General features: G+C 53.1%; 19 protein-coding genes, 2 tRNA genes and 2 rRNA genes. 17 read left to right on the top strand and 6 right to left on the bottom strand.

The window, feature by feature from the left end:
* Nucleotides 1-14: 14 nt before the first annotated feature.
* The 4 genes from QEN58_RS10300 (at nucleotide 15) to rrf (ending at nucleotide 3689) form a co-directional block, all read left to right on the top strand.
* A tRNA-Ile gene (locus tag QEN58_RS10300) sits at nucleotides 15-91 on the top strand.
* Between the two features lie 119 nt (nucleotides 92-210).
* Nucleotides 211-286: transfer RNA gene (locus QEN58_RS10295), tRNA-Ala, on the top strand.
* Nucleotides 287-529: 243 nt separating this feature from the next.
* Nucleotides 530-3422: ribosomal RNA gene (locus QEN58_RS10290) — 23S ribosomal RNA — on the top strand.
* A gap of 151 nt (nucleotides 3423-3573) precedes the next feature.
* Nucleotides 3574-3689 (top strand): 5S ribosomal RNA (gene rrf, locus QEN58_RS10285).
* Between the two features lie 103 nt (nucleotides 3690-3792).
* Here rrf and guaD read toward each other — a convergent pair.
* From guaD to xdhA, 4 genes are read right to left on the bottom strand one after another with little or no spacing between them, the layout of a single operon-like run.
* A complete protein-coding gene (gene guaD / locus QEN58_RS10280; protein ID WP_280103590.1) occupies nucleotides 3793-5109 on the bottom strand; it encodes a guanine deaminase in 1317 nt (438 codons plus the stop codon).
* A gap of 1 nt (nucleotide 5110) precedes the next feature.
* Nucleotides 5111-5986 carry a xanthine dehydrogenase accessory protein XdhC gene (gene xdhC / locus QEN58_RS10275; protein ID WP_280103589.1) on the bottom strand — a complete coding sequence of 292 codons (876 nt, stop codon included), beginning with the start codon at nucleotides 5984-5986 and terminating at the stop codon, nucleotides 5111-5113.
* The gene (xdhB, locus tag QEN58_RS10270) at nucleotides 5983-8406 is read right to left on the bottom strand and encodes a xanthine dehydrogenase molybdopterin binding subunit (protein WP_280103588.1); all 2424 of its coding nucleotides are present in this window, start codon (nucleotides 8404-8406) and stop codon (nucleotides 5983-5985) included. The genes xdhC and xdhB overlap by 4 nt, the downstream gene beginning before the upstream one ends.
* The gene (xdhA, locus tag QEN58_RS10265) at nucleotides 8390-9859 is read right to left on the bottom strand and encodes a xanthine dehydrogenase small subunit (RefSeq protein ID WP_280103587.1); all 1470 of its coding nucleotides are present in this window, start codon (nucleotides 9857-9859) and stop codon (nucleotides 8390-8392) included. The genes xdhB and xdhA overlap by 17 nt, the downstream gene beginning before the upstream one ends.
* Before the next feature lie 189 nt (nucleotides 9860-10048).
* On the opposite strand from xdhA, the gene QEN58_RS10260 reads away from it, so the two are divergent.
* Both QEN58_RS10260 and hrpB read left to right on the top strand, forming a co-directional pair.
* Nucleotides 10049-10723, top strand: coding sequence for a TetR family transcriptional regulator C-terminal domain-containing protein (locus QEN58_RS10260; RefSeq protein ID WP_280103586.1), 675 nt, complete (start codon nucleotides 10049-10051; stop codon nucleotides 10721-10723).
* Nucleotides 10724-10730: 7 nt separating this feature from the next.
* A complete protein-coding gene (gene hrpB, locus QEN58_RS10255; protein ID WP_280103585.1) occupies nucleotides 10731-13169 on the top strand; it encodes an ATP-dependent helicase HrpB in 2439 nt (812 codons plus the stop codon).
* A gap of 27 nt (nucleotides 13170-13196) precedes the next feature.
* On the opposite strand, the gene QEN58_RS10250 is transcribed toward hrpB, so the two are convergent.
* A complete protein-coding gene (locus QEN58_RS10250) occupies nucleotides 13197-13412 on the bottom strand; it encodes a hypothetical protein (protein ID WP_280103584.1) in 216 nt (71 codons plus the stop codon).
* Between the two features lie 206 nt (nucleotides 13413-13618).
* On the opposite strand from QEN58_RS10250, the gene QEN58_RS10245 reads away from it, so the two are divergent.
* The 5 genes from QEN58_RS10245 (at nucleotide 13619) to QEN58_RS10225 (ending at nucleotide 18276) form a co-directional block, all read left to right on the top strand.
* Nucleotides 13619-13792, top strand: coding sequence for a DUF2970 domain-containing protein (locus tag QEN58_RS10245; protein ID WP_280103583.1), 174 nt, complete (start codon nucleotides 13619-13621; stop codon nucleotides 13790-13792).
* Nucleotides 13793-13918: 126 nt separating this feature from the next.
* Entirely contained in the window at nucleotides 13919-15034 is a 1116-nt protein-coding gene (gene coxB / locus QEN58_RS10240; RefSeq protein WP_280103582.1) for a cytochrome c oxidase subunit II, read from the top strand.
* A 48-nt stretch (nucleotides 15035-15082) separates the two neighbouring features.
* Entirely contained in the window at nucleotides 15083-16717 is a 1635-nt protein-coding gene (gene ctaD / locus QEN58_RS10235; RefSeq protein WP_280103581.1) for a cytochrome c oxidase subunit I, read from the top strand.
* A 42-nt stretch (nucleotides 16718-16759) separates the two neighbouring features.
* Nucleotides 16760-17419 (top strand): cytochrome c oxidase assembly protein, encoded by a 660-nt coding sequence (locus tag QEN58_RS10230; protein ID WP_280103580.1) that lies wholly within the window; start codon nucleotides 16760-16762, stop codon nucleotides 17417-17419.
* Nucleotides 17416-18276, top strand: a complete 861-nt coding sequence (locus QEN58_RS10225) for a cytochrome c oxidase subunit 3 (protein ID WP_280103579.1) — start codon at nucleotides 17416-17418, stop codon at nucleotides 18274-18276. Before QEN58_RS10230 ends, QEN58_RS10225 begins: the two co-directional genes overlap by 4 nt.
* 5 nt (nucleotides 18277-18281) lie before the next feature.
* On the opposite strand, the gene QEN58_RS10220 is transcribed toward QEN58_RS10225, so the two are convergent.
* Nucleotides 18282-18473 (bottom strand): DUF2909 domain-containing protein, encoded by a 192-nt coding sequence (locus QEN58_RS10220; RefSeq protein WP_039859811.1) that lies wholly within the window; start codon nucleotides 18471-18473, stop codon nucleotides 18282-18284.
* Between QEN58_RS10220 and QEN58_RS10215 the strand changes: the two genes are divergently transcribed.
* The 6 genes from QEN58_RS10215 (at nucleotide 18472) to QEN58_RS10190 (ending at nucleotide 23529) form a co-directional block, all read left to right on the top strand.
* The gene (locus QEN58_RS10215) at nucleotides 18472-19170 is read left to right on the top strand and encodes an SURF1 family protein (RefSeq protein ID WP_280103578.1); all 699 of its coding nucleotides are present in this window, start codon (nucleotides 18472-18474) and stop codon (nucleotides 19168-19170) included. The two genes, QEN58_RS10220 and QEN58_RS10215, sit on opposite strands and share 2 nt — an antisense overlap.
* Before the next feature lie 28 nt (nucleotides 19171-19198).
* Nucleotides 19199-19708 (top strand): hypothetical protein, encoded by a 510-nt coding sequence (locus QEN58_RS10210; protein WP_280103577.1) that lies wholly within the window; start codon nucleotides 19199-19201, stop codon nucleotides 19706-19708.
* Nucleotides 19709-19740: 32 nt separating this feature from the next.
* Entirely contained in the window at nucleotides 19741-20793 is a 1053-nt protein-coding gene (locus tag QEN58_RS10205) for a COX15/CtaA family protein (protein WP_280103576.1), read from the top strand.
* Between the two features lie 14 nt (nucleotides 20794-20807).
* Nucleotides 20808-21725 carry a heme o synthase gene (gene cyoE / locus QEN58_RS10200; protein ID WP_280103575.1) on the top strand — a complete coding sequence of 306 codons (918 nt, stop codon included), beginning with the start codon at nucleotides 20808-20810 and terminating at the stop codon, nucleotides 21723-21725.
* 131 nt (nucleotides 21726-21856) lie between these two features.
* Nucleotides 21857-22324 carry a DUF2489 domain-containing protein gene (locus QEN58_RS10195; RefSeq protein ID WP_280103574.1) on the top strand — a complete coding sequence of 156 codons (468 nt, stop codon included), beginning with the start codon at nucleotides 21857-21859 and terminating at the stop codon, nucleotides 22322-22324.
* Between the two features lie 335 nt (nucleotides 22325-22659).
* A complete protein-coding gene (locus tag QEN58_RS10190; RefSeq protein WP_280103573.1) occupies nucleotides 22660-23529 on the top strand; it encodes an OmpA family protein in 870 nt (289 codons plus the stop codon).
* The last annotated feature ends 62 nt before the right edge of the window (nucleotides 23530-23591 follow it).

Raw genomic sequence — 23591 nt, 5'->3', positions numbered from 1 at the left:
CACGATCCCCTCTTGGGTCTGTAGCTCAGTTGGTTAGAGCGCACCCCTGATAAGGGTGAGGTCGGCAGTTCAAGTCTGCCCAGACCCACCAAATTTTATCTATCGCTGCGTTATTTTATACCTCGCATAGCAGGCTATGTGTCGTCATAAAATGCCTTGCGCTAAATAAAATTGGCCAGAGGTGAATGTGACTAAAAAGAGTGACTCGATGGGGCCATAGCTCAGCTGGGAGAGCGCCTGCCTTGCACGCAGGAGGTCAGCGGTTCGATCCCGCTTGGCTCCACCATTACGTTACTACTCTGTTTAACCCTCAATACCGTTTGTGAATGTTTCGTGACCATTGATAAGTCGCTGTTGCTGTCGTTATAGCACCGCTTTATCACTGTTCATTGAACAGCCGCTCTTTAACAATGTATATCATGCTGACAAGAACACTTCGCAAGAAGTGGTCTTAAATTGTGATACGCGTCAGCGTATCCGGCAAATTGAAACGTGATTATTGCGACATCCAGACTCCTTCGGGTTATAGGGTCAAGCAATTAAGCGCACACGGTGGATGCCTAGGCAGTCAGAGGCGATGAAAGACGTGGTAGCCTGCGATAAGGTTCGGTGAGGTGGCAACAACCTGTGACCCGGACATTTCTGAATGGGGAAACCCACTGACCATAAGGTCAGTATCTTACACTGAATACATAGGTGTAAGAGGCGAACCAGGGGAACTGAAACATCTAAGTACCCTGAGGAAAAGAAATCAACCGAGATTCCCCTAGTAGCGGCGAGCGAACGGGGACCAGCCCTTAAGCATGTGAATGATTAGGCGAACAGATTGGGAAGTCTGGCCGTAGCGGGTGATAGCCCCGTAGTCGAAAATCTGATCATGTGAAATCGAGTAGGTCGGGGCACGAGAAACCTTGACTGAAGACGGGGGGACCATCCTCCAAGGCTAAATACTCCTGACTGACCGATAGTGAACCAGTACCGTGAGGGAAAGGCGAAAAGAACCCCGGAGAGGGGAGTGAAATAGATCCTGAAACCGTGTGCGTACAAGCAGTAGGAGCAGACTTGTTCTGTGACTGCGTACCTTTTGTATAATGGGTCAGCGACTTATATTCAGTGGCGAGGTTAACCGTATAGGGGAGCCGTAGGGAAACCGAGTCTTAACTGGGCGACACAGTCGCTGGATATAGACCCGAAACCGAGCGATCTATCCATGAGCAGGGTGAAGGTTGAGTAACATCAACTGGAGGCCCGAACCAGGATCTGTTGAAAAAGATTTGGATGACTTGTGGATCGGAGTGAAAGGCTAATCAAGCTCGGAGATAGCTGGTTCTCCTCGAAAGCTATTTAGGTAGCGCCTCACGTAGTACCGCCGGGGGTAGAGCACTGTTTCGGCTAGGGGGTCATCCCGACTTACCAACCCGAGGCAAACTCCGAATACCGGTGAGTAACGCGTGGGAGACACACGGCGGGTGCTAACGTCCGTCGTGAAAAGGGAAACAACCCAGACCGTCAGCTAAGGTCCCGAAATCCTGGTTAAGTGGGAAACGATGTGGGAAGGCTTAGACAGCTAGGAGGTTGGCTTAGAAGCAGCCATCCTTTAAAGAAAGCGTAATAGCTCACTAGTCGAGTCGGCCTGCGCGGAAGATGTAACGGGGCTAAACCAGGTACCGAAGCTACGGGTTCATCCTTTTAGGATGAGCGGTAGAGGAGCGTCGTGTACGCCAATGAAGGTGGATTGAGAAGTCTGCTGGAGGTATCACGAGTGCGAATGCTGACATGAGTAACGATAAAGGGAGTGAAAAACTCCCTCGCCGGAAGACCAAGGGTTTCTGTTCGACGCTAATCGGAGCAGAGTGAGTCGGCCCCTAAGGCGAGGCCGAAAGGCGTAGTCGATGGGAAACGGGTCAATATTCCCGTACCGGACATGGTTGCGATGGGGGGACGAAGAAGGCTAGGTGAGCCAGGCGTTGGTAGTCCTGGTGAAAGTGAGTAGGCTGGGATCTTAGGTAAATCCGGGATCCTTTAAGGCCGAGACACGAAACGAACTGACCACGGTCAGGAAGTCACTGATGCCACGCTTCCAGGAAAAGCCTCTAAGCTTCAGATCATGTGCGACCGTACCCCAAACCGACACAGGTGGTCAGGGTGAGAATCCCAAGGCGCTTGAGAGAACTCGGGTGAAGGAACTAGGCAAAATGGTGCCGTAACTTCGGGAGAAGGCACGCCGGCGTAGGGTGATGAGACTTGCTCTCTAAGCCCGAACCGGTCGAAGATACCAGGTGGCTGCAACTGTTTATTAAAAACACAGCACTCTGCTAACGCGCAAGCGGACGTATAGGGTGTGACGCCTGCCCGGTGCCGGAAGGTTAAATGATGGTGTTAGCCGCAAGGCGAAGCTCTTGATTGAAGCCCCGGTAAACGGCGGCCGTAACTATAACGGTCCTAAGGTAGCGAAATTCCTTGTCGGGTAAGTTCCGACCTGCACGAATGGCGTAATGATGGCCACGCTGTCTCCACCCGAGACTCAGTGAAATTGAAATCGCCGTGAAGATGCGGTGTACCCGCGGCTAGACGGAAAGACCCCGTGAACCTTTACTATAGCTTCACACTGGACGCTGATGTTGCCTGTGTAGGATAGCTGGGAGGCTTTGAAACTCGGACGCCAGTTCGGGCGGAGCCAACCTTGAAATACCAGCCTGGCATCATTGGCGTTCTCACTCAGGTCCGTTATCCGGATCGAGGACAGTGTGTGGTGGGTAGTTTGACTGGGGCGGTCTCCTCCTAAAGAGTAACGGAGGAGCACGAAGGTACCCTCAGCACGGTCGGACATCGTGCATTGAGTGCAAGAGCATAAGGGTGCTTGACTGCGAGACAGACACGTCGAGCAGGTGCGAAAGCAGGTTCTAGTGATCCGGTGGTTCTGTATGGAAGGGCCATCGCTCAACGGATAAAAGGTACTCCGGGGATAACAGGCTGATACCGCCCAAGAGTTCACATCGACGGCGGTGTTTGGCACCTCGATGTCGGCTCATCACATCCTGGGGCTGAAGTCGGTCCCAAGGGTATGGCTGTTCGCCATTTAAAGTGGTACGCGAGCTGGGTTTAGAACGTCGTGAGACAGTTCGGTCCCTATCTGCCGTGGGCGTTGGATGTTTGAGAAGGGCTGCTCCTAGTACGAGAGGACCGGAGTGGACGACCCTCTGGTGTTCCGGTTGTCACGCCAGTGGCATTGCCGGGTAGCTATGGTCGGACGGGATAACCGCTGAAAGCATCTAAGCGGGAAGCCCCCTTCAAGATGAGACATCCCTGAGGCCTAGAGCCTCCTGAAGGGCCCAGCGAGACCAGCTGGTTGATAGGCACGGTGTGGAAGCGCTGCAAGGCGTTGAGCTAACGTGTACTAATGGCCCGTGAGGCTTGACCCTATAACACCCAAGGGGTCTGGTCGTGATGATGACGTTGATGAATGCCGGATACGCAGCGTGTGGCCCAAACGACATAACGTAAGGGCGGCAGGCGATAAGACGCACACAATTGAGTTAAAAACAGTCAGCATGATGTACATAGCCAGTTACGCCTGACGACCATAGCACGCGTGAACCACCTGATCCCTTGCCGAACTCAGAAGTGAAACCGCTTAGCGCCGATGGTAGTGTGGGGTCTCCCCATGCGAGAGTAGGTCATCGTCAGGCACTTATTTAACAAGAAACCCAGCCACCCGGCTGGGTTTTTTGTGTGCGTGGAAGAAAAATGAGTAAAAAAGCCGCCTGGCAGGCGGCCGATTAAAACGGATAATTACTTATCCCTTCGGTGCTGGCACTGCCCGCCTGCCCAGGTTTCATAAATAGCGCGGTCGTCCGCCAGCATCATTAGCGCAAACAGCCGCTCACCAAGCGTGGTGCAATGATTGATTCGTCGAGAGAGTAGCGATGTTGCCTGGGTGTCAATCACCACAAAGTCAGCCTCAAGGCTAGGTGCCAACTGACCAATGTGGCTATCCAGCGAGAGAGCCTTGGCATTGCCCATGGTTAAGCCATAAAACCCTTGCCATGCGGTAAGGGGTTGACCACCTAATTGACCCACTTGATAGGCCGCTTTAAGCGTTCCAAATCCCGATAAATCAGTGCCTGCGCCGATATCGCTGGCAAACGTATATGTCATGCCCGTTTGTTTGGCTGCTTCCCGGTCGAATAACCCGCTACCCAGAAAAAGATTGGAGCTGGGGCAAAAGGCAATATTGGCGCCTCGATCCGCCAAGCGTTTGCGCATGCCGTTATCAAGATGAATGCCATGGGCGAAGGTGCTACGAGGCCCGACTAAGCCTGCCTCTTCATACACGGCTAGGTAGTCACGGCTGCCCGGGAACAGTTCGGCTACCCAGTCTAACTCCCCACTGTTCTCAGCCAAATGAGTTTGTAACCAAAGGGTTGGGTCATTACGTAAGAGGGCACCGGCAGCATCCATCTGCGTTTTGGTCGATGTAGGCGCAAAGCGCGGCGTTACGCTATAGCCCAGTCGGCCATTGCCGTGCCAATCCTCAATCAGTCGTTCGCTGTCAGCAATGCCAGATACACCGTCCATCAGCGCTTCTGGCGCATTACGATCCATCAATACCTTGCCCACCAGCATACGCAGCTGGCGTTTTTGACAGGCGGTGAAAAATGCATCCACAGAGCCGGGGTGGCTAGAGCCGAATACCTGGGCAGTGGTAGTGCCCGCACGTAGCATCTCATCCAAAAAAGCGTTAGACAGCGCTTCAGCATGGGCATGATTAGCAAAGCGACACTCTTCAGGAAAGGTGTAGTCGTTTAGCCAGTCAAGCAGTTGGCGGCCATAAGAAGCCATGATATCCAGCTGCACATAGTGCACATGGGTATCGATAAACCCCGGCATAATCAGCTTGTCACGATAATTGAGAACGTCAGCCCCTTTGGGTAGCGAAGGTGAGAGCTCAGCGAAATGGCCGACGGCATGAATATGCTGGCCTTTCAACCAGAGCAGCCCGTCGCCGTAATGCTCTAAGCTGCCCGGTTCAGGTGTGTTGCCATCGCCAGGGTCACGGGCAAAACTAATCAATTCGGCACGAATGAACGTATCGGAGGAGGAGGTCATATTAACTCGGGGTCGTCGGAGAGTCGGTCATTAGCGCTCGCACTGCCTGGGAGTCAAGGCCGCGGTTTTCTTGAAAAGAGGGCGTGTCCGTTAGCCAAAGCAGTTCGGCCACCACCGTTAAAGCAATCGCATAGGGCGTTTTATTACTCAGCTTAGTGGCATGGATGCGCCCGATGGGGCATCGCACCCGCGCAATTTGCCCGGCGGAGTAACCATCGCGCTTAAGGCGTCCTTCAAAGCTTGCCCATTTGCTGTCAGAACCAATCAGCCCAATCGATGCGATGTTATCTTGCGCGATCAGCGCTTTGATCAACGCATAGTCTTCATCGTGGTTGTGCGTCAATACCAGCGCGTGGGTACCTGTAGGCAAGGTGGCAACACTTTGCTGTGCGTCTTGGAGTGAATAACAGCTAAGTCGTGGCTGCTGCTGGAACTGTTCGGCAAACGCATCGCTACGGCTATCGTACCAGTGCAACTGCCAGGGAAGCGGCGCACTTAGCTTTATCAGTTGCTGCCCTACGTGCCCTGCACCAAAAATCGCGATGTGCGTTGTAGTGCCTGGAAAGGCTTCCAATAGAATATTAACGAAACCACCACAGCACTGGCCGCTTCGTCCGCCCAGAGAAAAGGCTTCCAAGCTGAGGCCATAGCGTTTTTCTGTCAAACAAGCACGTGCAGCGGTAATGGTTTGCCACTCAAAGGTACCGCCACCTAGCGTGTCGAAGATCGCATCGTCGGTAATCACCATGCGTGCGCCAGGCTCCCGGGGAGTGGAGCCTGCACTGGTTACCTGAGTAGCTAGTACATGCGGTATTCCGTCGCGCTGTAAGCGGTGTAGCGCCGCATGCCAGCTTTCTGGGGTTTGACTGGAACTCACAGCACTTTCTTCCTGATAGCGTTGGCTGCCAGCATGACCCGCTCCGGCGTGGCCGGTGTATCTAAGTGGGGAGAGATGGCGTAATCAGTCAGGCTCGATAGCGCATCACGCAGTGCCGACCAGACACAAATGCCCAGCATAAAAGGGGGCTCACCCACTGCTTTTGACCGGTAGAGACTGGCCATAGAGTTGGGATGCCCCTCCATTAGCGCGACATTGAAGATGGGCGGTAGATCACCAAAGGTAGGGATTTTATAGGTCGCCGGGCCATCGCTGGCCAGCACGCCTTTGTCGTTCCACTTAAGCTCTTCACTGGTCAACCAGCCCATTCCTTGAATAAAGCCGCCCTCCACCTGGCCAATATCAATGGCCGGGTTTAGTGAATCTCCCACGTCATGCAAAATATCAACACGGTCTACCTGGTACTCCCCGCTCAAGGTGTCAACGCTTACCTCTGCCACTGCCGCGCCAAACGCGTAGTAGTAGAAGGGCCGACCTTGACCCACTGAACGATCGTAGTGAATAAGCGGTGTGGCGTAGAAACCTTTTTCAGATAGCGATATGCGATTTAGGTAGGCGGTTTGCACCAACTCACCCCAGGGTATGCGGCGCTCGCTCTCGCCGAACCCGGCCACTAGCATGCCATCTTCCAGGCGCATTCCTTCGCGATCCAAGCCCTCTGAATAGTGCTCAGCGGCAAAATCAAACAGGCGTTCTCGCAGCTTGCTGGAGGCATCCCGTGCAGCCATACCGTTCAAGTCAGCACCGCTGGAGGCAGCGGTAGGGGAGGTGTTGGGGACTTTATCGGTTCGCGTAGCGGTAATGCGTACCTTGTCCAGATCCAGGCCCAGCTCGCGAGCCACCACCTGACAAATTTTAGTATGTAACCCTTGGCCCATCTCGGTACCACCGTGATTGATCATCACGCTACCGTCAGTGTAAACATGCAGAAGAGCGCCCGCCTGATTAAGATGCTGAGCGGTAAACGAAATGCCAAATTTAACCGGGGTAAGTGCCAATCCTTTCTTGATCACAGGGCTGGTGGAATTGAAGTCGCTGACCGCTTTGCGCCGTGCCCAGTAATCGCTGTCGCTTTCGAGTATTTCAACGAGCGTATGCAGAAGTTGCCGTTGGTCGACCTGCTGGCCGTAGTGAGTCACCTCGCGGCCATCGCGGTAGAAGTTGCGCTTACGTACGGTCAGAGGGTCTTCGCCAATCTGGCGGGCAATATCATCCATGGCCGCTTCGATAATCATCATCCCTTGAGGGCCACCAAAGCCCCGGAATGCGGTATTAGAGGCGGTATGGGTTTTTGCCCGATGACCGACTACTTGGGCATCCCCCAGCGAGTAAGCGTTGTCGGCGTGGAACATAGCGCGATCAACGATAGCGTCGGAGAGATCCGGCGAGTAGCCGCAGTCACCGATCACTGTGATCTCACCACCCTGAATAACGCCCTCTGCATCAATGGCTAATCGATAGCGGTTATGGAAGGGGTGGCGTTTACCCGTGGCGTGCATATCTTCACTGCGCGGTAAGCGGAGTCGAACCGTTTTGCCGGTGCGGCGGGCAATAATTGCAGCAATACACGCCCAGGGAGAAGCCTGAGTCTCTTTGCCACCAAAGCCACCGCCCATGCGGCGCACTTCTACGGTGACGGCATGAAAGGGAATGTCGAGCACCTCCGCCACCAGCTTCTGGGTTTCGCTGGGGTGCTGGTTGGACGTGTGGACGATAACGCCCTCATCCTCGGTGGGGTGAACCACGCAGGCCTGGCCTTCCAAATAGAAGTGTTCTTGACCGCCGACGAACAGCTCACCTTCAATAATCTGCTCAGCTTGGTCAAGCGCCTGCTGCCAAGCACCACGGGTCTGCACATGGGTAGGGCGCACAAACTCCTCACGCTCCGTTGCGGCCACCGGATCTAAACTGGCAGGCTGCTCGTCTATGCTAATGGCGGCGAGTTTGACGGCACGGCGAGCCGCCTGCAGCGACGTTGCGGCAACGGCGAAGAGGCATTGGCCTGCGTAGCTGATCGCTTGATCGACAAAAATGGGGTCGCCCGGAAAGACTGGACCGATATCGGTATGCCCTGGTACCTCATGAAAGGTAATCACATCGGCTACTCCAGGTGCCCCTTTCACCTTGCTGAGATCAAGCTCCGTTAAGGTGCCATGGGCGACAGGGGATAGACCAAGCGCAACATGCAGGGCGTCGGCTGGCAGTACCAAGTCGTCAATATAAGCGGCCCTGCCGGTGACGTGCTTTTCAGCACTCTCGTGAAAGCTTGCGCTTCCCGCCTGTCGCTGGCCACTACTGTCCACCGTATGGCGCGCTAAGGGGCCAGAGCCTTGAATGTGGTCGTGTAGTTCACGGCGGGCACGGCTGCTATCGCCGTCCAGTTTAGTGAGCGTACGCATGGAGCATCACCTCGTGGTCGGGCGCTGAGAGAGAAAGATAGAGACGCTCAAGCAAATTCTTGGCGGCTTGTTGGCGATAATGCTGACTGCCCCGCACATCACTCATGGGCTGGAAGTCGTCATCGAGTGCCTGCTGAGCGGTGCGAAAAGCATCTGCCGTTATGGTGCAACCTTCGAGAGCTGCTTCAGCAGCTTTCGCGCGCTTTGGCGTCGCAGCCATTCCCCCAAAAGCGATGCGTACGTCATGCAAGGTACCTTGTTCAATGCGGTAGCTAAAGGCACCGAGTAGCGCAGAGATATCATCTTCGCGACGCTTGGATAATTTCCAGACACGTAATTGACTGCCCTCAACCGGCTGGGGAATGAAAACCCGCGCAACGACTTCATTCTCTGCCAAGGCGGTCTTTTTGTAATCAAGGAAGAAATCCTCCAGCGCTAAGCAACGCTTGCCGTTTGTGCTGGCAAGCTCCACCTGAGCGCCCAAGGCAAGTAGTACGGGGGGCGTATCACCAATGGGGGAGGCATTGGCGATATTGCCACCCAGCGTTCCCCGATTACGAATTTGCTGGGAGCCAAGCCGGTGCAGCAGATGAGCAAATGCAGGAAAGTGCTTTTCAAACAGCGGCTCGAGCTGGGTATAGGTAACCCCGGCGCCTATCCACCAGCCACTCCGATTCTCATGCGTGGCCTCTTCAACCGTCAACAGTTCAGCAACCTGGGAAACGTCTATCAACTGATCAAGCGGCGCCAGGCGCTGAGTGCTTTCCAGCCAGAGATCAGTGCCGCCTGCCACTAACCGTGCCCGGGGAGCTTCTTGACGCAATTGCGTTAGCTCTTCCAAAGACGTTGGCTGAACAAAAAATGGCGCTGTTCCTAAGGAATCAGTGGATTGAGTATCGCTTTCTGACGCTGGCAGCGTCGCGTCGAACCAAAGTGGGCGTTCGTAGGGAATATCGTTCATACGCAGCGCTGCATCGCGGATAGGGCGATAGCCGGTACAGCGGCACAAATTGCCGCCCAGGGTGGCTTCTAGGCGTTCTGGTGACAGTTGTTGTAACAGCGGAGCAGGGCGCTGAGTAAGGTCGCTATGCAGGGTGAAAAGTGACATGACGATACCCGGCGTACAAAAACCACACTGGCTACCATGGCATTCGATCATCGCTTCCTGGGCCGGGTGCAAGTGACCTTTTTCCGACAACCCTTCAACGGTGACCAAGTGTCTACCCTGTAGTTGGTGAGCAGGCGTGATACACGCATTCGCGCTGGCGAACCTTTGCGTGCCAGTCGTTGACTCACCAATCGCCACGGTGCAAGCGCCGCAATCGCCCGATGCGCAGCCCTCTTTGGTACCCGTTTGGGCCAAATGCTCACGTAATAGGGTTAAAATACTGGTGTCGGGTGAAACGTTACACCGCTGGGGGGTACCATTGAGCAGGAACGCAATCGTTGCCATGCCGAACTCCACTGTCGTTGTAATAGACCGGGATGGTGCTGACCGATCGGTCAATATAGGTTGAGCTTGGGACAAAATGCATTGCCTTGCAAGTATTTGCTCACTGCACAGGAGTGGGGCAAGCTGGTGAGAAATGCTAACTTTTGGGGCAATCAGCCTATCCACTCACGCTACTGGGGAATACTGTTAATGACCGCCGTATCTGCCACTCATGAAAGCCCAAGCCGGGAAAGAATAGAAGCCAGTATTCTGATAGCTGCTGAGGAAGTGTTTTCTCAACACGGCTACCGCGGGGCGAGTTTGCAAGTGATCGCTGATCGAGCAGGTCTTCCCAAAGCCAATATTTTGTACTACATGGGCAGTAAGCAAGCGCTATACGTGCGGCTGCTTAACCGCATGATGCGCCGCTGGAACGAAGTGCTTGAGGACATTACCCCTGATAGTGATCCTGCAACGGTACTTAGTGACTTTATACGCACAAAAATGGTGCTTGGGCAGCGCTACCCCGAAGGCTCAAAACTCTTTGCGGCGGAAATCTTAGCCGGTGCTCCCTTCTTAAGTGATTATTTGGCAGGCGAGTTGCGCGAGTGGGTGGCCTCACGGGCCAAGATCATTCGCCAATGGTCCGTCCAGGGAAAAATGGATGCTGTCGACCCCAGGTGGCTAATTTTCTTAATCTGGTCTTCCACCCAGCACTATACTGAATATAGTGCCCAGGTCAGTGGTATTCTAGGCCGCGATGCGTTAACCGAGGAGGATATTGAATCCATCTCCGCCTTTCTTGAGCACGTTATTCTAAAAGGCTGCGGTGTCACTGCACCGGTATCCAAGTCGAGTATTGACGCTTACGGGTTGGAAAAGTGAGCCTCAGATGAGCGACTTGCCTATTGATCAGTATCTAGATCAGATCAAGACAGCCCTTGCCTCCCATAATCGACTGATGCTGATTGCCCAGCCGGGGGCGGGGAAAACCACGCGCGTGCCGCTGTGTTTACTTGAAGAAGCTTGGGCCAAAGGTCAAAAGCTTCTTTTACTCGAGCCACGGCGGGTAGCCGCGCGTTTGGCGGCTAGCTTTATGGCCCAGCAATTGGGTGAAAACGTTGGCCAAACCGTGGGGTACCGCATGCGCGGCGATAGCTGTGTGAGCGCGCAAACCCGTTTAGAAGTAGTCACCCAGGGCGTACTCACTCGCATGCTGCAAAATGATCCGCTGTTAGAAGGCGTTGCCGGGATCATCTTTGACGAGTTCCATGAGCGTAGTTTAGAAGCCGATGTGGGCTTGGCGTTAACGCTGGATGTGCAAACCAGTATTCGCGACGATTTGCGCTTACTGGTGATGTCGGCAACCCTGGATGTCGAAGCGCTCAAGCGGGTGTTGGGCGAGCAGGTGCCTGTCATTGAGTGTCATGGCCGCCAGTATCCAGTGACGACGGATTATCGTCCTGCCCTAAGTGGTGAGGAGAGCGTTAGCCACGCGCTTCGGGTAGTCGAGGAAGCGCTATCACAGCCTGATACTCAAGGCATACTGGTAATCTTGCCCGGTGTCGCCGAAATTAATCGTTTGGTTCAGGTGCTGGAAAAGACGGTGCCTCATCTGACGGTTCGGCCACTGCACGGCAGAATGAGTATTGCTGAACAGCAGGAAGCGTTAGCCGCGAACACGTCAAAACAGCGAATTATCGTCTCCACCGCCATCACGGAATCGAGCATTACCGTGGATGGTGTGAATGTCGTGATTGACGGTGGTCTGGAGCGAGTACCGCTTTTTCAGCCGCGTACCGGGCTAACCCGTTTAACGACCCGGCGGATCAACCGCGCTAGTGCTGATCAGCGTCGGGGGCGTGCAGGGCGTCAGCGGGAGGGCAGTTGTTTTCGGCTCTGGGCCCAGGAACAGCCGTTGGTGCCTTATGGTGAGCCGGAAATTCAGCAAGCGGATCTCTCTTCGCTAGTGCTCGAACTGGCGTGTTGGGGCGTCGCGTCACCTAAATCGCTTAGCTGGGTAACCCCGCCACCGGAGGGAGCCTGGCGCAGTGGCCAATCGCTGCTCAAGCAATTAGGAGTGTTAGATCACGAGCATAAGCTTACTCCGCTAGGTAGCCGCTGTGCCAAATGGCCAGTTGAACCGAGAGTGGCCGTGATGCTGGAACGAGCTTCTGACTTCAATGCTGTGCCGCTGGCCTGTGGGGTGGCTGCACTGCTGGAGGAGCGAGACAGTACCGAGCGCTCGCTGCATGATGCTTTGGCACTGCGTCTTCGTCAGCCTAAACGCTTTCCCAGTTGGCAGCGCGAAACGCTAAGGTTGGCTAAAATAGCAGGAACGGTGCTTAGTGACGCCGCGCTAGAGCCGCTTGGGCCACTGTTGGCGCTGGCCTACCCTGAGCGTATTGGCCAGCAAATACATCCCGGTAACTTTCGGCTTGCGAATGGCAAAACCGCTACGCTGCCTTTAAACGATACCCTGGCGCATCATTCCTTTTTAGTCGCCGTCTCGCTCAATAGCTCGATGGGAGACCAGGCGCGCATTATCTCTGGCGAGCCGTTGTCACTTGAATCAATTCTTTCGCTATATCCTCGTATTCGCCAATGGCAGCCGCGGGTAACGTGGTCGCAAGAAGAGGGGCGTTTAGTCGGAGAAGAGGTACAGGCGCATGGTAACCTCACCCTTGCTAAAAGACCTTTAGCCCACTTACCCGATGAGGCGGTAAAAGAGGCGTTATTGAGCGCGTTACGTCAGCACCCTGAAAAGTTATTTGGCGATAGGTTACAGCAGTTGCAAGGGCGAATGGCGCTGGTCCGTGAACACCGGGGGGAGGCTTGGCCCGATTGGTCGGAGCCAGCGCTATTAGCTTCTCTAGAGAGCTGGCTAGCCCCTTACCTGATCGGTATTAAACGGCTGAGTCAAATTGAAAAATTGCCGCTAGAGCGCTATCTGCTTAATTCATTGAGCTGGGAGGCACAAAGTGAATTTGAGCTGTTAACCCCGCTAACGCTTGAGGTTCCTAGCGGCAAGCAGGTCGGCTTAGACTACCTGCCGTGTCTTTTCCATCGCCCGCCTGTGTTAGCGTTGAAACTGCAGGAGGCCTTCGGCTGGCGGCTAACGCCCACCGTTGTTAATGGTAGCGTTGCCGTTATGATTCATCTGCTTTCACCTGCGCGTCGGCCGCTGCAAGTCACTCAGGACTTAGTTAGCTTTTGGCAAAATGGCTACCCTGAAGTGCGCAAAGAGATGCGCGGTCGCTATCCCAAGCACCCCTGGCCAGAAGACCCTCTAACGGCACCCGCCACGGCAAGTGCCAAGCGCAGGGTGTGACTGTTTTAGCGATCGCGGCATCGATGTTTATTCGCTGCGCTTTTCCGGGATCTCGTCTGGAATGCGGTAGCGTACTCCGTCTACCCGTTCTTCTTCGTAGCGTTGATTCTCCTCTTCAGGCACAACGCCGATAACTGTTTCCTGCGAGCCGTCGGGCCATGTATAAGTAGTACAACCTGCTAATAGCAGCGGAACAATAACAAATAACGCAGCGATGGGTAATGCGAGGCGGCGCTTGAACATAAGGCACTCCAATGGGTGGCGCTGATCCTGAGAATAAGCTGAGTATCTCACATTGAGAAACTATAGGTAGCCATTTACCTGGCTGTAAATTCTTGGATTTCGCTTCATTACCCTGGCGTAATGATTATGTATGCCTATGATAATAGTAATTAACACTTCAGTCCCATATGGATGCGAGAACGTTAATTGACAGCCTCGGAGGTTCTATGTGGTCAGTGGTGAAGTCGGTGTTGGCAGCCTTGCTAGGCGTTCAGAGCAACCAAAAGCGAGAAGAAGATTTTAGTAGTGGCAAGCCCGCAGCCTATCTTGTCACTGGCGTGGTGATTACGCTTATATTTGTTTTGCTGCTTATTTTTTTGGCTATGTTTGCGGCGCGCTGAAAAGCGTTGATAGCGTTAAATAAGCGAAACGTGACGAATGGCACATATTTCCTATACTGCTGATATGACATTTAATCCTGTCCTAATCTAACGATAAATAATAACAACAATAAACTGGAGGTCTCTATGCGTTCACGGTGGTGGCAGCTGATGGCCATACCCCTTGCTGCAAGTGGGTCACAGGCTCAGGCAAACGGTTGGAACATGCCCGTTGGCGTAACAGATGTAAGCAGTGATATTTATGGCCTGCACATGACCATTTTTTGGATATGTGTCGTGATTGGCGTGGTGGTATTTGGGGCCATGTTTTATTCCTTGTTCCGTTATCGCCACTCCAAAGGTGCAAAGGCTGCACACTTCCACGAACATACCAGTGTGGAAGTGTTATGGACTGCCATCCCCATTTTGATCCTGATCGGTATGGCGGTGCCCGCCACCGCAACTCTAAAAAACATGTATGACTCATCAGACGCTGAGTTGGATGTAATGGTTACCGGCCAGCAGTGGCGTTGGCGCTATGAGTATCTTGGCGAGGATGTCGCGTTTACCTCAAATATGAGTACACCGAGAGCGCAAATCAGTGGAGAAGAAGCGCGGGGAGAGCACTACTTATTAGAGGTTGATGAGCCACTGGTGTTGCCGATAAACCGTAAAATACGCTTTCTAATGACCTCGGATGACGTTATTCACTCTTGGTGGGTGCCGGATTTAGCGTTTAAGAAGGACGCGATTCCCGGCTTTATCAATGAGAACTGGGTGAAGATCAATGAGCCAGGTATTTACCGCGGGCAGTGCGCTGAGCTGTGTGGTATCGATCACGGCTTTATGCCGGTGGTGGTGCACGCTATGGAAGAGGAGGAGTTTGAAAGCTGGCTGACTGAGCGTAAAGAGGCTGCTGAGCAGGAAGCCATGGGTGTCGACCGTGAGTGGGGGATGGCGGAGCTAGTAGAGCGGGGCGAGTCAGTTTATCAATCGATCTGTATCTCTTGTCATCAAAGCGAAGGTCAAGGAGCGCCGCCTGCGTTTCCTGCACTGGCGAATAATCAACAGTTGATAAGCGATGTGGATTGGCACCTCAATAAGGTGGTTAACGGTGTCTCGGGTGCGGCGATGCCAGCGTTTCGTAGCACCTTAAATCCCGTTGAAATTGCTGCCGTAGTCACCTATACGCGCAATGCCTGGGGTAATGATACGGGTGACGTCGTACAGCCTTCTGAAGTGGCTGAGTTAATTGCTCAGTGATGCTGGTTTGTCACTCAATCGGACAACAACAATATTTCGGAGAGTTACATGGCGCCCAAACTACCTCCTCAGCACCCACTGCAACACAGCACTACGGCCGTCGCTGATAGTCAATCGCATGGCCACGCTGCGCCACCCAAAGGTATTTTACGCTGGCTGCTGACCACTAATCACAAAGAGATCGGCTCCCTTTATCTGATTTTTTCGCTGACGATGTTTTTCATTGGGGGAATATTCGCCCTAGTGGTCAGGGCGGAACTTTTCCAGCCCGGCCTGCAACTGGTCGAGCCTGAATTTTTCAACCAGATGACCACCATGCACGGTTTGATCATGGTGTTCGGAGCCGTGATGCCCGCTTTCACCGGCTTAGCCAACTGGATGATACCGCTCCAGATTGGCGCGCCGGATATGGCGTTACCTCGGTTGAATAACTTCAGTTTTTGGCTTCTTCCTGTTTCTTTCACACTGCTACTTTCAACGCTACTGATGCCCGGCGGCGGCCCTAATTTTGGTTGGACGTTTTATGCTCCGTTGTCGACGAATTTTGCTCCTCCCTCGACAACTTTCTTTATTCTCGCCCTGCATATTGCCGGTATTAGCTCCATTCTCGGTGCCATCAACATCATTGCGACCATTTTAAATATGCGCGCGCCGGGCATGCGTTTAATGGATATGCCGCTATTCGTTTGGACTTGGTTGATCACTGCTTTTCTGCTGATTGCCGTAATGCCGGTATTGGCGGGTGTGATTACCATGATGCTCATGGATATTAATTTTGGCACCAGCTTCTTTAATGCTGCAGGCGGTGGTGATCCGGTGTTGTTTCAGCACCTATTTTGGTTCTTCGGCCACCCCGAAGTGTACATTATGATTCTGCCCGCCTTTGGGATTGTCTCAGCGATCATCCCCACCTTCGCGCGTAAGCCTTTGTTTGGTTACGCCTCTATGGTGTACGCCACTGCGGCCATTGCACTGCTGTCATTTTTAGTCTGGGCCCATCATATGTTTATAGTGGGGCTACCCTTGGTGGCAGAGTTGTTCTTTATGTATTCCACTATGCTGATCGCCGTGCCTACTGGGGTGAAAGTATTTAACTGGGTAACCACACTGTTTCGTGGCTCGATTAGTTTTGAATCGCCGATGCTGTTTGCCCTAGCCTTTGTTGTCTTGTTCACCATTGGTGGCTTTTCAGGATTAATGCTGGCAATCGCACCGGCGGATTTTCAGTATCACGATACCTACTTCGTCGTTGCACACTTTCACTATGTGTTAGTACCGGGGGCGATCTTCGCCATTATGGCGGGCGTGTACTATTGGTTGCCAAAATGGACCGGACACTACCCTAACGAACGGTTGGCTCAGTGGCACTTCTGGTTCTCAATGATTGGCGTTAACCTAACGTTTTTCCCCATGCACTTCGCTGGTTTGGCGGGTATGCCGCGGCGTATCCCAGACTACGCTCTCCAATTTGCCGACTTTAACTTGCTTTCGAGTATTGGTGCTTTCTTCTTCGGTGCCTCACAGCTGCTATTTGTGTTGGGGGTCATACTGTGTATCCGCGGTGGTAAAAAAGCGCCAGCAAAAGCCTGGGAGGGCGCGGTGGATTTAGAGTGGACGGTGCCAAGCCCCGCGCCACTACATACGTTTGAAACGCCACCGGTGTTTCATCGTACGGCGCATTAAAGGTGGCATAAACCACATGGGCCACTGGGCCCAAGAGGTGTTATGGGCGATCAAGAGCAGACAGAAGTGGGGGTGCGCCGTACGGTCATTAGGACAGTCGCCGTACTGGTCGGCATGTTTGGGTTCGCCTTTGCATTAGTGCCGCTTTATGACGTTTTTTGTCAAATCACTGGCCTTAACGGCAAGGTGGATGCCACTGCACAAAGTATCGTGCATGAAGAGGTGGATGAATCGCGTTATATAAACGTGCAATTTATCACTCGGGGCAGTCCAGGCTTGCCGTGGAAGATGAGCGTTGAAATGCGTCAGATGAGCGTGCACCCAGGGCAAATGGCGGAAGTCGATTTTACCTTTACCAATAATAGCCACAGTGAAAGCTGGGGTCGGGCAGTGCCCAGCGTGTCGCCCTCCAATGCCACGACACATCTACGTAAAATCAGCTGCTTCTGCTTTCAGGAGCAGCAGTTGGCCGCCAATGAGCGACTAACTATCCCGCTCGTTTTCCAATTGGCGAGAGACCTTCCTGACGACATAAACACCATTACGCTGGTGTATACCTTGTATCCGGTAGAACGTGGGATTCAAAACATCACTTTGAATAACACACTTGAAAACAGTTCGCATAACGACCCCAAGAATGATTCAAAGAGCAGTTCCAAGAGCAGTTACAAGAACAATAAAGCGGCGGGAGAAGCGATATGAGCAGTGGTAGCTATTATGTTCCGGCGAGTAGCCGGTGGCCTGTTCTTGGCTCGGTTGCCCTAGGTGCCATGATGGTCGGTACGGGTATTAAGCTCGTTTACGACACAGGCTTGCCGTTAATCTTAATCGGTGTGGTGGGCGTTCTTGCGGTGATGACGCTTTGGTTCCGTGATGTGATCAGCGAGTCTCGGGGAGGCCTGTACGATGCTCAAATGGATCGCTCATTTCGCTGGGGCATGGGCTGGTTTATTTTTTCGGAAGTAATGTTCTTTGCCGCCTTTTTTGGCGCGCTGTTTTACGTACGCATATTTGCTATTCCATGGTTAGGGGGAGAAGGCGCAAAAGGTGTTTCCGCTTTACTGTGGCCTGACTTTGTCGCCACATGGCCGTTGTTGAATCCGCCGGATTCGTCTATTACCGGCCCCCAACAAGTCTTCAGCCCGTGGCAGCTTCCCCTTGTCAATACGCTGATTTTGATTACCTCCAGTATCACACTTACTGTTGCCCACGAAGCCCTGAAAGTGGGTGACAGGAAGACATGTCGCAACTGGCTAACGGGCACTGTGCTATTGGGTTGCTGCTTTATCATGATTCAGGGTATTGAGTATTACGAGGCTTACACCCATTACGGGATCACTCTGGAAGCCGGAATCTTTGGTGCGACGTTCTTTATTTTGACCGGTTTTCATGGGGTGCACGTCATTATTGGCACGCTCATTTTAGCTACCATGCTGGTGCGCATTATTAAGGGGCATTTCGCCGACGAAAACCATTTTGGCTTTGAAGCCTCTTGCTGGTATTGGCACTTTGTTGATGTGGTGTGGGTAGGGCTGTTTATTTTTGTCTATGTCTTATAGCCGCATTAGCCTAACTGGCCCGACCAATAGCCAAAAATAATAAGAGCCATGAGCAGACAGGCTAAACCAATTCTCCATTTGAGAGAGAGTAGTAGACGGCGGGAAGAGGCGTTATCGCGTATCAGAAAAACGGCGCCCATGGCCAGGCTGATAACCATCGCAATAAATACGGCGGCAATGAGTAATTGTAACCACATGATGAAAACCTCTCGGCAATGGCGTTTTTATAGTTGGTATCTGTTCTGGAGTTTGCTGGTGGCGTTAGGTATCAGTTTAGGACTATGGCAGTGGGAGCGGGCAGATGACAAGCGTTTAGCCATCGCCGTTCGCGATGCTGCCCCTGCCTTGGTGCAACCTACCGAACAGCCAGCTCAAGGCGCCCAGGTAACGTTGCGCGGGCAGTACTTGCCGCAGCAAACGCTCTATTTGGATAATCGCGTTTTAGACGGAAGAGTGGGGGTGGCGGTACTAACCCCGCTGCGTGATAGTTACGGTCAGCTTTGGCTGGTACAGCGTGGCTTTTTAGCTACCGGGCCGCGCCGTGAAACGCCCCAGACAGCCACACCCAGCGGCACGGTTGAGCTGACCGGCGAGTGGCAGGAGGTTCAGGCCGGTGGGCCGCTATATGGTGAAAATAGAGAAGGGGCAAGGCTGCAGCAGCTTAGTCTTGAACCCTGGCACGCTTCGCTAGGCGCGTTTAGCTACCCAGGCTGGTTGCACGCCAGCGAAGGCGATGGGGTCTTGCTCCCATGGTGGGAAGCCAATGTCATGCCGCCCAGTCGTCATATGGGCTACGCCTTTCAGTGGTGGGGGCTAGCATTGGCAGCTTTGGTGGTGATGCTTATCGGCGGACATAAACTGCGTCGCGATGGCGCCGATAATAAAACTGTTTAGTTAATAATAACAATCAGAGGTGAAGAGTATGCAGGACGCCGGATACATTCGCCGACAGCGGCTCAAATTAATCCTTATTTTTGTGATATTCGCGGCGCCGATGGTTGCCGCTTGGGGGATGGTCGAGCTACGCATCGGCATTCCAGATCGCCACACCGCTCACGGAAATGTGGAGCTGGAATTGCCAATGCTTGACGAGTGGCCTCTAACAGCAACCGCAGTCAACGGCCAAGATGAGTGGATATTGGCCTTTGACTGCGCTCAGCAGTGCGAACAGCGTAAAGATGAGTTTTGGCGTTTACACCGTGCTTTAGGGCGCGAAGCGCCAAGATTAACCCGCCTGCGGATTGGCGGGGATCCCGAACCGCTACCGGGAGAAATGACCAGCGAATGGAAAGACTTGCCAGCGTGGCGTAAAGCCAACTCGGTTTGGCTACTTGATCCAATGGGGCGACCAGCATTGGCCTTTGAGGCCAATGTAGCCACTAAGTATGTGCTCGAGGATATCCAGCATCTACTGAAAGTGAACCCTCAATAACGCGCGCTAGCCTCTGCTGTTAAGGAAACGCCATGCACGATTCATTTGAATGTCGCTTGCGCTGGTTGGTGCGATTAACGCTGGTAGGTACTCTGTTCACTGCTGTAGTGATGCTGGTAGGCGCCTGGACGCGTTTAGTCGATGCGGGTTTAGGCTGTCCTGACTGGCCGGGTTGCTACGGCAAATTATTAGTTCCCGATAGTGATCTCGCCACACTTCGCCATCCCGATGTTCCTTTGGATTCCTTTAAAGCGTGGGTAGAAATGGTCCATCGCTATATCGCGACGCTGTTGGGATTGGTGGTCATTAGCGTTGTAGCCTTGGGCTGGCCGTTGCGACATCGTCGCGATTATCCGTGGCGCCAGAGTTTGATGTTACTAGTCGTTATTTTGCTCCAGGGCGCCTTTGGCGCCTTCACCGTCACACTCAAATTATGGCCTCAAGTCGTTACTCTTCATTTGTTAGGCGGTTTGAGCGTTCTGCTGCTGTTCTTCTGGTTATATCTACGTTTACGCCTAGTGGTGACGCCAAAACCGAAAAATGTATCTCACTGCGCGAGTAGCTGGTGGGGTGTCGCGGCATGTTTGCTAGTACTGCAGTTGGCTTTAGGTGGGTGGGTATCCAGCAATTATGCCGGTATCGCGTGTCAAGGATTCCCGACCTGCAATGACCAGTGGCTGCCGGCGATGGACATCAGCGAAGGCTTTCATCTCACCCAGACCGTAGGGCCCAATTATCTGCATGGGCAGTTGCATGCCGATGCGCGTACCGCGATTCAAGTCATGCATCGCCTGGGAGCATTGTTGCTTGGTGTTGTTCTAGTAGCGCTCTGGTGGCGTTATAGGCATTGGCAGAGCGTTGCAAGCCCGCTCGCGATAGTCGTCGGTTTGTATGCACTGCAGGCTGCGTTGGGGGTTGCCAATGTAGTGCTTTGGTTGCCGCTATGGCTGGCGCTGCTGCACACCGCTGGCGCCATTGCGTTGGCCGCTGGATTCGTTTGGGCGTGGTGGCGTTGGCGCTATCAGGCGGCTGGTGTTTACTCAAAGACTATTGATTCACCTTATAACAACGTTATCGCTCAATAAAAGGGAAGCATGCCATGCGAAATATAACAATGACGCTACCCACGGCAGTGCCTTCAATGGTTTGGGGCTGGAGAGAGCTACTTGGCCTGTGCAAAATCAAAGTGGTGGCCGTCATGTTGGTGTGTACTGCCGTAGGGATGGCATTAGCTACCCCAGGCTTACCCCCGCTGACAAACGTCATTCTGGGGCTAGCTGGTATCGGCTTCGCCTCTTGTGGTGCGGCAGCTTTTAATCATGTTATTGACCGCCGCTTGGATGCGGTTATGACACGAACGTCTCGCCGTCCTGTGGCAAGTAAGCGGCTACCCGTGTCGATCGCTCTGGGGTGGGCGTGTTTACTTTCTGTCGCGGGCGTTACGCTCTTGGCTTGGCAGGTTAACCACTTAACGGCTGCGCTTACCTTTGCCTCCTTAATTGGTTATGCGCTGATTTATACCGCTTTTTTAAAGCGGGCGACACCACAAAATATCGTTATCGGCGGGGTGGCTGGCGCTGCGCCGCCGCTGCTGGGGTGGGTCGCTATTACCGGGCAAATTACCCCCGAGCCTTTGCTTTTAATGCTGATTATTTTTGCCTGGACGCCACCACATTTCTGGGCGCTGGCGATTCATAAGCGTGATGACTACGCGCGGGCAGGTATCCCCATGCTGCCTGTTACCCACGGCATTCCTTTTACACGACTACAAATTTGGCTGTATGCATGGTTAACAGTGTTAACCACACTATTGCCTGTGATGATAGGCATGAGTGGCACACTCTATCTATTCATTGTGCTATTTCTAAATGCACGCTTTATGGTCTGGAATTGGCGAGTTTGGCGTGGCCAGGACCCGAGTGCTCCTATCGGCGCATTCTGGTTCTCGATTCGCTACCTGTTAGGCATTTTCGGTGCGCTACTACTCGATCACTACACTGCGGTGCTGATCTGGTAGCCCTGCGCAGAAGTGGTCAGTGGGCCATCCATTTAGTTAGATGGAGCTCAAGCCTGGATGCTATTGGCTTAATGGTGGTATAAGGGTGTACAATTTCCGTAAAGTAATTTATTCGCTTAATGAGGAGCTTCATGAACTCAACGGTAGCGCTGGTGTTATTGGCCGTGGCGATTGCGGTGATTATAGGGCTATGCTTCTACGCATGGTCTTTACGTAAAGAGGTAAGTCGCCGAGAAGCCTACAGGCGCGATGAAGATGCTCGCGCTCAACAAAACAGCTTAGAAAATCTCGATTATGTTGCGAGTGCGCTGGTTCAGGAGCAGGTCGATATTACCGAGGGTGCCTGGCGCTGTAAGGTGCTACTGGAGATTGTTGATCCTAGCTTGACGGAAAAAGCTGAATTTAAAGCTTTTGCTGAACACTATAGCCGTACTCAGCATCTGAATACGCATTCCGCCCGTCATCAATTATCCCCCCGCGAGCGTATGCAGGAAGACAAAGAGCGGTTGATGGTAGAAAATGAGATGCGCGATGCTGTATTAGAGGCTGCTCGGGCAGTGCTGAAATGGCGTGCCCAAGGCAGTAAGGCGTTGCATTAGTGACTGGTTTTGAGCGGTTTAAGCCGCCCAAAAGCATAGCAAACTAATTTTTAGTGCCCATTGCGGCAATTTTGCTATGCTGAAGGATGTCGGTATTGGCAAGAAGTTGATATCTTGGCATTGTTGCCTTCTAGCGCTTAAGCGTTAATGATAGGCACACCGTTCTGTATTGACTATGTTTTGAGTGATTAGTACGTAGCTATTGGTACTGGGAGCTTTTTGCATTGATTGTTTATACAGGACAGGCGAAAAACGGATGCTCTCGCAAATAAGAAGCATTGGACAGATTTGGTCAATTATGACCATTTCAGCATTGGATCAAGAAGGAGTCTTGCATGAAAAAATCAACGACTGGCTTGCTAATCGGTTCCGCACTGGTAGTAGGTCTATCTGGCTGTGCTAGCTCGGCCTCACAGTCTTCCGGTCAAGCAAGTGCTAGCAGCGACCGTAGCTGGTACCAGCACCCTGCAGTATGTGGCTTAGCAGGCGGTTTGATCGGTGGCAGCATTGGCTACGCCACCAGTGGCAGTTCTGATGAAACGAACGGTTCAGCAATGGGCGCAGCTACCGGTGCTGCTATCGGCGGTCTGCTTTGTGCTGATCGTACTCCTGAGCCGGTTGCTCCGCAGTGCCCAAGCTATGGCGAAGTGCCGGCTGGTGTTGCTGTTGATGCCGAAGGTTGCCCGCTAGATTCTGACGGTGACGGCGTGCCTGACTACCGTGATCAGTGCCCAGGTACTCCTGCTGGCGTAGAAGTTAACGCTAACGGTTGCCCGCTTGATTCTGATAATGACGGTGTTCCAGATTACCGTGATCAGTGCCCGAACACGCCTGCAGGCGTAGAAGTTAACGCACTGGGTTGCCCAGATAGCGTTGTACTACAAGAAGTTAACTTCGAATTTGACTCTGCACAACTGACTTCTACCGCGCAAAGCGTGCTGAACGGTGTTGCTGAGCGTCTGGTTAATAACCCAGATGTACGTGTTAGCATCGAAGGTCACACTGATTCACGCGGCTCTGACGAGTACAACAAAAACTTGTCACAAGAGCGTGCGCAATCTGTTGCTAACTACCTAGCGAGCCGTGGCGTGCAAGCCAACCGTATGCGTGCAGTAGGTTACGGTGAAGAGCGGCCGATCGCTTCTAACGAGACTGAAGAAGGTCGCTTCCAGAACCGTCGCGTTGAACTGGATGAGTGGAACTAAGTTCACTCATCTTCTGAGGTTTGTAGGTTGCCTGTAATCGGCTAACTGCAATCCAAAGGTAA

Origin of the sequence: Halomonas alkaliantarctica (assembly GCF_029854215.1) — a bacterium.
Taxonomy (GTDB): Bacteria; Pseudomonadota; Gammaproteobacteria; order Pseudomonadales; family Halomonadaceae; genus Vreelandella; species Vreelandella alkaliantarctica_A.
The sequence above is the reverse complement of the archived record's forward strand: the minus strand, read 5'-3'. Positions and strand labels throughout refer to the sequence as shown.